General features: G+C 66.2%; 11 protein-coding genes. 5 read left to right on the top strand and 6 right to left on the bottom strand.

Annotated features, from left to right (window positions below; genetic code table 11):
• Positions 1-303: 303 nt before the first annotated feature.
• The 3 genes from WEB52_15615 (at position 304) to WEB52_15605 (ending at position 3551) form a co-directional block, all read left to right on the top strand.
• The gene (locus WEB52_15615; protein MEX2227861.1) at positions 304-1386 is read left to right on the top strand and encodes a hypothetical protein; all 1083 of its coding nucleotides are present in this window, start codon (positions 304-306) and stop codon (positions 1384-1386) included.
• Positions 1387-1468: 82 nt separating this feature from the next.
• Positions 1469-2560 carry a hypothetical protein gene (locus tag WEB52_15610; GenBank protein MEX2227860.1) on the top strand — a complete coding sequence of 364 codons (1092 nt, stop codon included), beginning with the start codon at positions 1469-1471 and terminating at the stop codon, positions 2558-2560.
• 178 nt (positions 2561-2738) lie between these two features.
• Positions 2739-3551: an enoyl-CoA hydratase/isomerase family protein gene (locus tag WEB52_15605; protein ID MEX2227859.1), complete on the top strand. Its 813-nt coding sequence runs from the start codon at positions 2739-2741 to the stop codon at positions 3549-3551.
• Between the two features lie 265 nt (positions 3552-3816).
• Here the strand turns inward: WEB52_15605 and WEB52_15600 are convergent, their stop codons facing one another.
• The 6 genes from WEB52_15600 to sodN form a co-directional block, all read right to left on the bottom strand.
• On the bottom strand, positions 3817-5439 hold the full coding sequence (locus tag WEB52_15600; GenBank protein MEX2227858.1) for an FAD-dependent thymidylate synthase: 1623 nt from the start codon (positions 5437-5439) through the stop codon (positions 3817-3819).
• Positions 5440-5536: 97 nt separating this feature from the next.
• Positions 5537-6121 carry a hypothetical protein gene (locus WEB52_15595; protein MEX2227857.1) on the bottom strand — a complete coding sequence of 195 codons (585 nt, stop codon included), beginning with the start codon at positions 6119-6121 and terminating at the stop codon, positions 5537-5539.
• A 260-nt stretch (positions 6122-6381) separates the two neighbouring features.
• Positions 6382-7326: a DUF5666 domain-containing protein gene (locus WEB52_15590; protein MEX2227856.1), complete on the bottom strand. Its 945-nt coding sequence runs from the start codon at positions 7324-7326 to the stop codon at positions 6382-6384.
• The gene (locus tag WEB52_15585; protein ID MEX2227855.1) at positions 7326-7946 is read right to left on the bottom strand and encodes a sigma-70 family RNA polymerase sigma factor; all 621 of its coding nucleotides are present in this window, start codon (positions 7944-7946) and stop codon (positions 7326-7328) included. The genes WEB52_15590 and WEB52_15585 overlap by 1 nt, the downstream gene beginning before the upstream one ends.
• Before the next feature lie 124 nt (positions 7947-8070).
• A complete protein-coding gene (locus WEB52_15580; GenBank protein ID MEX2227854.1) occupies positions 8071-8424 on the bottom strand; it encodes a S26 family signal peptidase in 354 nt (117 codons plus the stop codon).
• Between the two features lie 32 nt (positions 8425-8456).
• Complete coding sequence (gene sodN, locus WEB52_15575; protein MEX2227853.1) at positions 8457-8972, bottom strand: superoxide dismutase, Ni; 516 nt, start codon at positions 8970-8972, stop codon at positions 8457-8459.
• Positions 8973-9208: 236 nt separating this feature from the next.
• Between sodN and WEB52_15570 the strand changes: the two genes are divergently transcribed.
• Together WEB52_15570 and coaBC are read left to right on the top strand one after the other, a co-directional pair.
• On the top strand, positions 9209-9988 hold the full coding sequence (locus tag WEB52_15570; protein ID MEX2227852.1) for a type III pantothenate kinase: 780 nt from the start codon (positions 9209-9211) through the stop codon (positions 9986-9988).
• Complete coding sequence (gene coaBC, locus WEB52_15565; GenBank protein MEX2227851.1) at positions 9988-11184, top strand: bifunctional phosphopantothenoylcysteine decarboxylase/phosphopantothenate--cysteine ligase CoaBC; 1197 nt, start codon at positions 9988-9990, stop codon at positions 11182-11184. The genes WEB52_15570 and coaBC overlap by 1 nt, the downstream gene beginning before the upstream one ends.
• Positions 11185-11379 lie beyond the last annotated feature (195 nt).

The following is an 11379-nucleotide window of genomic DNA, read 5'->3' as shown; positions in this document are numbered from 1 at the left end:
AGTGGTGCGAGGACGGCGGCCCGTGTGCCAGGAGATTCTTCGCTTCGCTCTGAATGACGGTGTACAACGCTCTGAGTGACCGCAGGCCACGCTCTGCAGTCACCGGCTCTTGTCTTTGGCCTTCGCGTCGGGACTGCAACGCCCGCCGGACAGCACCTCGTGAGGGTTGTCACAGGCCAAAAGACTCTCCCATTATCCCCTCGCCTTATGGATCGATCGGGCCCGGAGATCGTATGCTTAGCGCGTGCTAAGGAACGAAGCTCAGCCGCCGATGATCAGGGTGGCGTGACAGGAGGACGTGGCATGCGGCCAGAACTCATCGCGGAACTGAGGAAAGAGACGGCGGGCGAAGACCTCGACCTGTCGTGGCTCGAGAAGCCGGCCGCCCAGCACGGGCTGCGCATCGCGCCCGGCAAGCGCGGCCTGACGCTCGAAGACATCGCCACCGAATCGTACGGCGACATCCCGGCGACGACCGCGAATCAGACCGGCCGCATGCGCGGCGCCGCCCCGCGTGCAGATGCACAGAGCACGCAGAAGATGTGGCCATCGAAAGCCGCGTCGTGGTCTGAGTCAGCGATGCTGCTCTACGAAGAAGCGGTGCAGCGCCAGTGGTCGTCGGCGACGGATATTCCGTGGGACCAGATGCCGGAACTGGACGACGACATCGAGATGGCGATGTCGCAGCTCTGCACGTTCCTGACGCAGGTGGAATTCATCGCCGGCGACGTGCCGGGCCAGTACGCGCCAAACGTCAGCGCGGAGTACTTCGAAGTCGGGCTGTTCCTCGCATCGCAGATCATGGACGAAGCGCGCCACCTGGACGTGTTCCGCAAGCGCGCGCTGGCGAATGGCATCGGGTTGCTTTCGGCCGGACCGGGGGCGATCGGGCTGCTGACGGCGCAGGACTTCACGGAGATGGCGGCAACGCTGCACCTCGTCGGTGAAGGTTTCGTACAGTCGATGTTCCGGATGGGCGAGTTGTTCGCCCAAAGCGAAGTGGACAAACGCATGTTCCGCCTCGCCGCGCAGGACGAGAGCCGGCACGTCGCGTTCGGCGTCATGCACATGAAGTACGTGATGGACGTGCAGCCGGAGCGGCGTGAAGAGATCCACACATACCTGGACCGCATGGAAGGCCAGCTTGGCGCCGGTTCCGCGCAGGCCGGGCTCACCGGCGGCGGCGCGACATCGGAAGCGCTGGCCATCTTGCTGGGCGGCGGCACGTCGGAGACGCACCTGAACGAGGGCTACCGCAAGTTGCTGGCGATCCGGAAGCGGCAGGTCAATGAATACATGCACCGGCTGGACGTCGTCGGTCTCGGTGATCGGCGCCAGCGCATGGCGCCGATGATGCAGATGCTGCTCGACCCGCCGAAGAACTAGGATGGCGACGCGCACACGATTGTTGGCATCGGCCCGCGAGCGCGGCCGATGCGTTGTCCCGCACGAAAGCGAGCACCGAGACATGGCAGACGCCGAGACCAAGACAGACGAACAGGCGGAGCAGCCGCAGCAGACCGCGCCCGCGCAGCAACTGCCGTTCCAGATCCCGCCGCTCGACATGAGCTGGGCGAAGGTGCCGACCGAGCGCCCGCCGAAACCCGTGATCGGCGAAGACGGCTTCACGCTGCGAATGGCCGACGCGAATTCCTACGGATGGGTGCCGGATCACTGGCCATACCTCAACGACACGCCGCGCGGTTCCTGGCCGGCCGACGACATGGGCTTGCCCGCGCCCTACACCATCTACGACAAGTTCGAAGTCTGGGCCGACAACTGCGCCGATCTCTATGAGACGGCGATCAAGGAGCAGTGGAAGCCGGCGACGCAGATCTCCTGGTCGACGATCGAACCGCTGGCGGAACACATCGAGGCGTCGCTTGACCAGATCTACTCGAACATCTCCGAGCAGGCGTACAACTCGAACCAGGTGCTGATGGGGCGTCTCAAAGACATTTCGTACGGCTACCACGAGGTGAAGCTCTACCTGGCGACGCAAACGTTCGACCACGCGCGCCACGTCGAGGCGTGCCGCAAGCGCGCGCTCTCGAACAACGGCGGGCTTGGCGTTCAGACGCCGGGCTTCTTCAACCGCGCGGTGTACGCGGCGTTCAAGTTCACCGAGTTCGTGATCTATGTGAACATCATCCGCACGTCGTTCCTGCTGGGGCTGTGCGAGTGGGGCGAGAAGCTCGCGCGCTCCCAGGCGGACCGTCAGCTCTTCGACCTGCTGGCGAGTGACTTGCGCCGCCACCTTGCGTACGGCACAGAGCACCTGAAGGTGTACCTGAACCACAGCACGTCGCACCGGTCGCACGTGAAGAACTGGCTCGACCGCGGCGAAGTGATGATGGCGGCGGACCTGCGCCGCGACAAGCCGCTACGGGAAGCGATGATCCTGGCGCTGGGCGAGACGGTCGCCGAAGGCAAGGCGAAGCTCGGCGAGCTGCGGCAGTCGCAGCTCAAGCTCTACGCGAAGGCGCTGGAAGCGGCGACCGTGTACAAGCGCGAGGAGCACATCGTGAACGCGCTGCGGTCGGTGATCGAACAACCGTAGGGGGACGACACCGCTGAGGCGCAGAGACGCAGAGGGCTTCTTTTTAACCGCGAGCATTCAATCAAACAGTCGACGAAACCACAGAGGCACAGAGGCGCGGAGTTGTTCTTAATTGAGCGCGGGCTTTCAGCCCGCGTTCTTTGCGCGTAGGATGCGAGCCAGCACAAGGGAGGTACAGATGCCGGACATGGAGTACGTGCAGACCCGCCGCGAGGGCCCCGTCCTCGTCGTCACGTTGACGAATCCGCCGCGCAACTTCATGAACGGCCCGATGGTGCTGGAGATGGCGCAGACCATCGATGCGGTCGAGCGTGACGCCGAGGTCCGCGCGATCGTCTTCACCGGTGGCGTCGATGGCATCTTCATCACGCACTACGACGTCGGTGAGCTGTCACGCGCGTCCGATACGACGCGCGAGCAGGTGCTGGCGCCGCGGGAACCGTCGCGGCACGTCGACCTGCACCCGCTCAACAAGCTCCTGCTCCAGCTGCAGACGCTGCCGCAGCCGGTGATCGCCGCGATCAACGGCACGGCGATGGGCGGCGGCTGCGAGTTCACGCTGGCGTGCGACTTCCGCATCATGGCGCGTGGTTACCAGATCGGCCTGCCGGAGGTGCGCGTGGGCATCCTGCCGGGGGCCGGCGGCACGCAGCGGATGGCGCGCCTGCTCGGCACGGCGAAAGCGCTCGAGCTAATGCTGCTCGGCAACACGGTCGATGCGGACACGGCGGCGAGCATCGGACTGGTACACCGTGCGGTCGACAAGGACCGTGTGCTGCCGGAAGCCATGGCGCTCGCGAACGAACTGGCGTCGCGGCCGCGCCTGAGCGTAGCGCTGATCAAGAAGTGCGTGATCGACGGCGTGCAGATGCCGCTCGAGGAAGGCCTGCGGCTCGAGCAGCGCTCCTTCAGCGAGACGATGCGCTCAGACGACGCGTCGCGGCTGATGCGGGCGTATCTGACGAGCGAGCGGCCGCTCAACGAGCAGTAGGTTGGTTCACCGCAGAGGCGCAGAGGCTTGGGTTCAAGTACAGATTGCGACGCTCCAGTTATGAGGTGACGATCTTGTTCACCGCAGAGGCACAGAGACGCAGAGGATTTGGGTTTTAAGGAGCGCGGGCTTTCAGCCCGCGTTCTCGTTCGTAGAAGTGAGATCTGATTCTGACGCCTGCGCTGTTATGCCGCGCGGGCTGAAAGCCCGCGCTCAAGTACCGAGTCGAAGACGGGATTCTTCGCTTCGCTCAGAGACGCCGCAATTATCCCAGCGCGGCGAGCCGGCGCTCCTTCGCCTGTTCGGCCGCGAGGCGTTCGAGGCCGCCTGATGCTTCAAGCTCGGCGAAGATCATCGCGTCGGCGATGGCGTGGTGGCCGGCGGTCTCGCGGATCTCGCGCAGCATCTCCTGGCCGACCCATCGATACGACTTGTGTCCCTGCTGCGACGTGCGCAGCTCGATGAGGTGCATCGCCTGGCGCGCGTTCATGTCCATGTAGAAGCGGATGCGATACGCCATCGGCACGGCGTACTGGCAGGCGTGCTCGAGCCCGGCGTCGCGCATCTCGCCGTACAACGCAGCGCACGCGCTCATCACGCGCCGCCAGTCGTCTTCGATGCCCCAGGCGATCGCTTCTTCGGGGACGTCGTAGCCGAGGTACGGCGAGAGCGGCTGCCAGTCGAGCGTCATCAGCCGGTGGCGTTGCAGGTCGCGGAAGGCGCCATAGTCGACGACGACGTCGAAGCGGTAGGAGGTGCGCTCGAACGCGCGTCCGGGCTTGTGACGGCGGTTCGTGCGCTCGCCGATGTGCGTGCGGAGCAGTCGCGCGCGCTCGTCGGGCAACAGGCGCCGCGCGAGGGTCAGCGCTTCTTCGTCGCTGACGTCCGTGTGCGGGTAGATCGCTGACGCGACGACCTTCGTTTCGCCATCAGGGTCGTATTCGGTGAGCCGCACGTACGACGGTGCCTCGGCATGCCGGGGCAACGCGATGCGTGCGACCTCCGCGTGCGTGTTCGCCGCCGTATCGTGCATGTAGCGTGACCACGCGACGCCACGGTCCTCGCGGTCGATGCGACGCATGAAGACCGGGATCACCTTGCGCAGTTCAACGAGCGCCTGCGCGCCGGCTTCGCGCGCTTCCGCGAGCGGGTGCTCCTGCAGGCGCAGCAGCAACGCTTCGAACGCTTGCGCGGTGCCGAACACGCCGACGTTCGCCGTCGTGGCGGCGGGCAGCAGGCCGCGGAGAATATCGCATGCTTTCGCGCGGATGCTCTGGCGATAGGCGGCCTTCGAGTCCGACTCCGCGCGCGGGAACTGCTCGCGCAGGCGCTCCTCGACGCGCGGGAACCACGCGGCGTACGTCTCGAAGCACAGATCCATCGTCGCGATGAAGCTCGCGCGCAGCGCCCGGTCGACGATCTCCGCCGGTACGTGATAGCGCCAGCGGCCATCGGCCTGCTCGTTGTTGTAGGGGATGTAACGCGTCGACTGCTCCAGGTACGCCATGAGGCGGCCCCACTCGATGACCTTCGTCAGCACGTTCGACACGTGCTCGAACGCGATGTGCGCGCCCGCCAACTGCGCGACGGAATCCTCGCCGTATTCGACGAGCACGCGTTCGTACAGTTCCTCCGCGCGGCCGACGCCGAGCGTCGCATCCGTCTCTTTGCTGTTTGCTGTTTGCTGTTGGCTGTCGTCGTCCTTGTAGAACTCGTCGAGAAACAGCCGTCGCAGCGACTTGGGCGAACGAGAGTAGCGCGCGAACAACGCGCCCTTCACGACTTCGGGCAGGTTGACCAGGGCGAAGACCGGCTCGTCGACGTTGGTGAAGTGACGTTGCAGGATCTCGCGTTCTTCCGGCGTGAACTCCGATTCGGGTCCGGGCATCAATGCCTCCGCGCACGTCCTGCCATGGGGATGCCGCATTTTATCAGGCGGGCTGGATGCCGGAGATCGCGACCTCCGGCATCCGGCCGCGATTCGCTCAGCTCAAGGGCGGTTGCCCCTGCCGCATGCGCATGCCTCCGGGCAGCCCACCGCTGTGGAAGCCGCGGAACGGACCGCTGCCATCGACGATGTCGCCGATGTTGGCGGTGAGCGCCGCCAGGCGCTCGTCGGCTTCCGCCTGCGTGAGCGTGCCGTCGGCGACCTTCGCGTCGAGCGCCGCCGACGCTTCCTGCGTCATGAAGGCGATCAGGGCGTCGCGGCTCTGGCCGTGCGCTTCGGCGACGGTCGCGAGCGTCGCACCGTCAGCCTGCAGTTCGGTGCGAAGTTCCTCCGCGGTGACGCCGAGGAAGCCGGCCAGCGCTGCGGGGTCGACGAACTTGCCACAGCCGCCTGCGCGCTTTTCGGATGTGCCGTCTTCCCGATCGGCCGGCGGAGCGTCGGCGTCCGGCGTTGCGTCGGACGGCGGGGTCTCGTCGGCGGCCGGCGTCTCCTGCGCGGCGGTGACGGTCGACGGCGGCGTCGACGTCTCTTCCTGCGCCATCACGGCGCGTGCGCCCACGAACGATGCGATCGCGAGCGCTGCGGTGGCGGCCAGCCACCACTTGTTCTTCAGATGGTTCATGTCACGTCTCCTACTTCGGTCCGGTTGCGTTGACGACGGTCCGGCTAACGCATCACCACACTTCCTTTCACGGCGTGCGGGTGTTGCCGTGATGGTGGCACGCAGCGACGGTCTCGCGCGTGACCAAACGGTTGCGGTGAAGTTACGCGCGCGCCACACATGTTGTGACGCGTGTCTGCGCACGGGTCATAGACGTTGCGACGAAAAATGAGACGCGGCGGGAAACGGCCCGCCGCGTCCTTTCGAAGCTGGGTCAGGCGTTAGTCATCGTCATTGTCGTCGTCGCCGCCGTTGCCATCGTCACGGTCGCGATCATCGCCGTCGTCCCGGTCGTCGTTGTCGCCGTCGTCGTCGTCGTCGTCACCGTTGCCCGGGCCTGAGTTGTCATCGTCGAAGTGGTCGCCGTCGTCGTCATCTGCGTTGCCGGGGCCGCTATTGTCGTCGTCGTCATCATCGTCGTCGCGATCGTCGGTCGGGGCGGCCGTGGGCGCGTCGGCGCCGGGCATCGAAGGGGCGACGGTCGGGAAGCGCTCATCATCATCGCCGTCTTCGAGGTGCACGCGCGTCGCGACGATGCTGTTGTCGGGCTGCAGCGAGCCCTTCACTTCGACCCGCTGACCGGCGACGAAGTCACTGAGGGCAATCGGGTCGCCGCCACGCGACAGCTCGGTGCTGCCCGTCACGATCACCGTGCGGATGTCGCCGTTCGCGCTGATCGTCAGCGTGCTCGTGGATGGTTCGACCGTCACGATCGTGCCTTCGAGCTCGACGCGGATCGTCGAGTCCGAGGCGATGCCCAGGAACTCGCGCACGGGTTCCGGCGCGTTCCCCGTCGCCGCCGATGCGCCGAGTCCGAGCGCGCCGAACAGCACAAGCGCCGCGGCGACCGCAATGCCCTGGAACGCGAGCGGACGCCCGCGGAACGAGTTGAAGATCGACATGATGCCTCCGCCACCCCCGGTCCCGACCGCCGAAGCTTCGACCTGGTCGAGCATGCGCCGCATCGCCTGCGTGCGTTGTGCGGGGGCTGCGTCGAACGCGGGCGCGCTCAACAGCAGGTCCGCGGACTGCAGCAGCGGAGCGAGCGTTGCAGCCTGCTCGGGGTGCGATGCGAGGATCGCGTCGAGCGGCTCGCCGTTGAGCAGGCGCTCGACCGCGCGATCCACGGCGCCCTCGATCGTCTGGTCGTCTTGCGTTTCGTCCATTACCTGCCGAGCTTTCCGCGCAGGGCCTGCAAGGCACGCATCTGCGTCACCTTCACGGCACCCTCGCTCTTACCCAGCATCGCGGCGACTTCCGCGACGCTCCTGCCTTCGACCAGCCGCAACATCAGCACGTCGCGATGTTCCGCTTTCAGCGCGCCGATGCCTTCGCGCACCTCGCGCCACTCATCGGCGACGACGAATGCGTCCTTCGCCGCCAGTTGCCGGGACGCCTCGGCCACGTCGATCGACTCGGTCTGCATGCGGCGGCGCCGCTTCAGCAGATCGACGGTCTCGTTGTGTGCGATGCGGAACAGCCATGCCGCCACGGGCGTCCCTCGATAGTTGAAACCCTGTATCCCCTTCACCGCCTCGATGAACACGCTCGCGGCGATATCATCGGCATCGGCGAGGTTGCCGGTGCGCAGGAGCGCGTAGTTGTAGACGCGCTGATACTGCTCATCGAACATCTGCCGCCAGGCGCGCGGATCTAGCTCTGCCAGCGCGAACGCAAGTTCCTCATCGCCCGGAAATACGCGCGTGGTGGGGATTGCCTGTGCCCCCATCGTCATCGCCGCAGGCTCATCGGCAGATCGGTTCCCTTCAGGAGGTACATCTGTCATGACGGCGAAAATGTAACAGGAGGCTGGTCGCTGGTGGCTAGTGGCTGGTCGCTGGTCGTTGGGGGTTGGGCGCTGGTTCGTTGGAGGTTGGAAGCTGGGAGGTTGAAAGCTGAAAGCGGGGCTCCTAGTAACGCAGCCAGGCCTTGCCCACGATCCGCCGGCGGTCGATGAAGCCGAACGTTCGCGAATCGCGGCTTTCGGGCGCATTGTCGCCGAGCACCCAGATGCGGGACTGCCGCGGCCGGGCGCCGTCGGGCGCGGGCGCGACGCGCTTGATCAGCAGGCGCGCGTCATCCTGCGGATCGCGCAGCACGACGACATCGCCGATGGCCGGCGGACGGCGCAGGTACGCCAGCCGGTTCACGATCAGCCGGTTGCCGGCGCGATACGCCGGTTCCATGCTCGGGCCGTCGACGATGTATCGCGAGACGGGCGAGATGCGGCCCAGAAGGCCCGACAACAGCCGAAGGATGCTCATACGTGATCCTTCGGCTGGCCGGAGTCTGTCCGCTAGTTGGCCGGGACGACGAATTCGCCGCCTGCGGCCTGGTTTGAAGGCTGCTTCTTCGTCGGCACGCCCTTGGTGTCCCAGAAGATCTCGGCGAACTGCTGGCAGAGGCCCAGTAGCTCCTCGGCCGCCTTCAGGTCGATGTTCTGCCGCGCGGCGCCGGCCTTCTTGAGGATGCTCCACGTGAGTTCGGGAATGTTCTTGTGCTTCTCGACGTGCTCCGGCTTGAAGTAGTCGCCGTAGATAATGCGCACCTCGCGCTTGACGATCTCCGCGTGCTCTTCCTTCACCGTCGTGAAGCGGGAGATCGCGTGCGCGTTTGCCTTTGCGTCGGCGACGTCGAGGCCGTCGATGAGCTGGTTCATGCGGAGCACGCTGAGCGCGGCGACCTGCATGAAGTGCGGGTCGTAGATGCCGCACGGAATATCACAGTGCGCGTGGGCGGTCGCCGGCGGCGCCAGGCGGTCGATGCGGCGCAGCAATCGGGAGGCCAGTGAGGGGACGGTCGATCGAGACATAAACGACTCCTTCGTTGTCAATCCTGTGCGGGGAAGCTTAGAAGTACGTACAGTCTAGCCCCGCCGGGACAAGGCTCAAGACGGGGGATGGAGGTCGGAAGTCGGAGGTCAGACTGAGCCGAGGGCAGTTCCGGCGACCGCGATGTCGTTTGCCTGCGACTCATTCTCCGACCTCCGACATCCGGCCTCCCGCTTCCCGACCCCCGATATACTCAGGCGCGAACTACAGGAGTCATATGCTGCTCGCGCTCGACATCGGCAACACGAACGTCACGATCGGCGTGTTCGACGGATCGCAGTTGTGCGCGACGTGGCGCATTGCGACGGACGTCGAGCGGCTGCCGGACGAGTACGCCGTGATCATGCTGGGGCTGCTTCGCAACGAAGGCCTGGACCGTGCGTCCATCACCGAGGCGATCATGGCGAGCGTCGTGCCGGACCTGGCGCCGGTCTTCGAGCAGTTGTGCCGCCGCTACTTCAAGACCGAGCCGATCATCGTCGGGACCGGCACGAAGACCGGCGTACGCATCGTCTACGACAATCCGCGCGAGGTCGGAGCCGACCGCATCGTCGACGTCGTTGCGGCGCTCGAGCTGTACGGCCCGCCGCCGCTGATCATCGTCGACTTCGGCACGGCGACCGTCTTCGATGCCGTCTCGGCGGAGGGCGACTACCTGGGCGGCGCCATCGCGCCGGGGATTGGGATTGCGTCGGAAGCGCTCTTCGAGCGCGCGGCCAAACTCTACCGCGTGGAGCTGGAGCGGCCGAAGACTGCCATAGGGAAGAATACGGTGGGCGCCATCCAGTCCGGCACGCTCTTCGGCTACGTCGGGCTGATCGAGGGGATGGTGGCGCGATTCAAGAAGGAGCTGGCCGGCACGGCGCGCGTGATCGCCACGGGCGGCTGGGCGCACCGGCTGGCGCAGGAGACGCAAGTGTTCGATGCGGTCGACGAGAACCTGACCCTGACGGGGCTGCGCATCATCCACGACCGGCACGCGATCGGAGGCCATTGATGCTGCGAGGACGGCGCATCGTGCTCGGCGTGTGCGGCAGCATCGCGTCATACAAGGCGGCGGAGGTCGCCAGCAGGCTGACGCAGGCCGGCGCGCTGGTCGACGTGATCCTCACGGACGCCGCGCAGAAGTTCGTGTCGCCGCTGACGTTCCGAAGCCTGACGTTGCGCGAGGTGTTCACCGACATGTTCGACGTGCAGTCGTCGGCGGCAGAACAGCACGTCGAACTGGCGCGCGCGGCGGATGCAGTCGTGATCGCGCCGGCGAGCGCAACGACGATCGCGCGGATCGCGCACGGCCTCGCCGACGACATGCTCGCGCTGACCGTGCTCGCGACGACGGCGCCGGTGATCGTCGCGCCGGCGATGGATGGGCAGATGTGGCAGCACGCGGCGACGCAGGCAAACGTCGAGACGCTGCACAAGCGCGGCGTCGTGTTCGCCGGGCCGGAGGAAGGCCGCCTCGCGAGCGGCCGCATGGGCCCAGGGCGTCTCGTCGATACCGAGACGCTGCTGGGAGCGCTGCGGCAGACGTTGGGCAAGCGCGGCGACCTCGCCGGACGGCGGATCGTCGTGAGCGCCGGCGGCACGCATGAGCCGATCGACCCGGTGCGATTCGTCGGCAACCGATCGTCGGGCAAAATGGGCTTCGCGATCGCCGAAGCGGCGCGTGACCGTGGCGCCGATGTGACGCTTGTCACGGGACCCGTCGCGCTGGCGACCCCGCACGGCGTCCGCCGCATCGACGTCACGACGACCGTGCAGATGGCGTCGGCCATGCAGCAGGTCACGGCGGACTGTCACGCGCTGATCATGGCGGCGGCCCCGGCTGACTTCCGGCCCGCGAATCCGGTGGACCAGAAGATCAAGCCTAGTGCGGAAGGCATCGCCGTCGATCTCGTGCCGAACGAGGACATCGTCGCGGGGCTGCACGGCGGCTTCATCAAGGTCGGCTTCGCGGCAGAGACGCAGGACATCCTCGAAAACGCGCACGCCAAGATCGCGAAGAAGGGCCTCGACCTGATCGCCGCGAACGATGTGACTGCCACGGACGCGGGCTTTTCGACCGATACCAACCGCGTGTCGCTGATCGATGCCAATGGCAACATCGAATCGCTGCCACTGCTCTCGAAGTACGAGGTCGGCAACCGCATTCTCGACCGCGTCGTGCGTTTGTTGCACGATCGCGCGGTCTGAGGCGCGAGGGATAGTCGTCGCGCAGGCGAAGCTCATCAAATGTGCTGATGGATGCCGCGCGGGCTGAAAGCCCGCGCTCGGTTTAACTGACCTCGGGCCTCCCACACCGTCCCCCGCCTCGAGGTGCGGACGCGTATCATCGCGCAGTGAAACTGATCGAAGGTGCTGATGAGTGCCGCGCGGGCTGAAAGCCCG

The sequence above is a fragment of the Dehalococcoidia bacterium genome, assembly GCA_040902535.1.
GTDB lineage: Bacteria > Chloroflexota > Dehalococcoidia > DSTF01 > JACRBR01 > JBBDXD01.
Note: the sequence above shows the minus strand (reverse complement) of the source record. Positions and strands in the feature narration are given on the sequence as shown.

Bases quoted from the DNA above. Each gene is read 5' to 3' on its own strand.
- WEB52_15615 (MEX2227861.1), top strand. From the start codon at position 304: ATGCGGCCAGAACTCATCGCGGAACTGAGGAAAGAGACGGCGGGCGAA.
- WEB52_15610 (MEX2227860.1), top strand. From the start codon at position 1,469: ATGGCAGACGCCGAGACCAAGACAGACGAACAGGCGGAGCAGCCGCAG.
- WEB52_15605 (MEX2227859.1), top strand. From the start codon at position 2,739: ATGCCGGACATGGAGTACGTGCAGACCCGCCGCGAGGGCCCCGTCCTC.
- WEB52_15600 (MEX2227858.1), bottom strand. From the start codon at position 5,439: ATGCCCGGACCCGAATCGGAGTTCACGCCGGAAGAACGCGAGATCCTG.
- WEB52_15595 (MEX2227857.1), bottom strand. From the start codon at position 6,121: ATGAACCATCTGAAGAACAAGTGGTGGCTGGCCGCCACCGCAGCGCTC.
- WEB52_15590 (MEX2227856.1), bottom strand. From the start codon at position 7,326: ATGGACGAAACGCAAGACGACCAGACGATCGAGGGCGCCGTGGATCGC.
- WEB52_15585 (MEX2227855.1), bottom strand. From the start codon at position 7,946: ATGACAGATGTACCTCCTGAAGGGAACCGATCTGCCGATGAGCCTGCG.
- WEB52_15580 (MEX2227854.1), bottom strand. From the start codon at position 8,424: ATGAGCATCCTTCGGCTGTTGTCGGGCCTTCTGGGCCGCATCTCGCCC.
- sodN (MEX2227853.1), bottom strand. From the start codon at position 8,972: ATGTCTCGATCGACCGTCCCCTCACTGGCCTCCCGATTGCTGCGCCGC.
- WEB52_15570 (MEX2227852.1), top strand. From the start codon at position 9,209: ATGCTGCTCGCGCTCGACATCGGCAACACGAACGTCACGATCGGCGTG.
- coaBC (MEX2227851.1), top strand. From the start codon at position 9,988: ATGCTGCGAGGACGGCGCATCGTGCTCGGCGTGTGCGGCAGCATCGCG.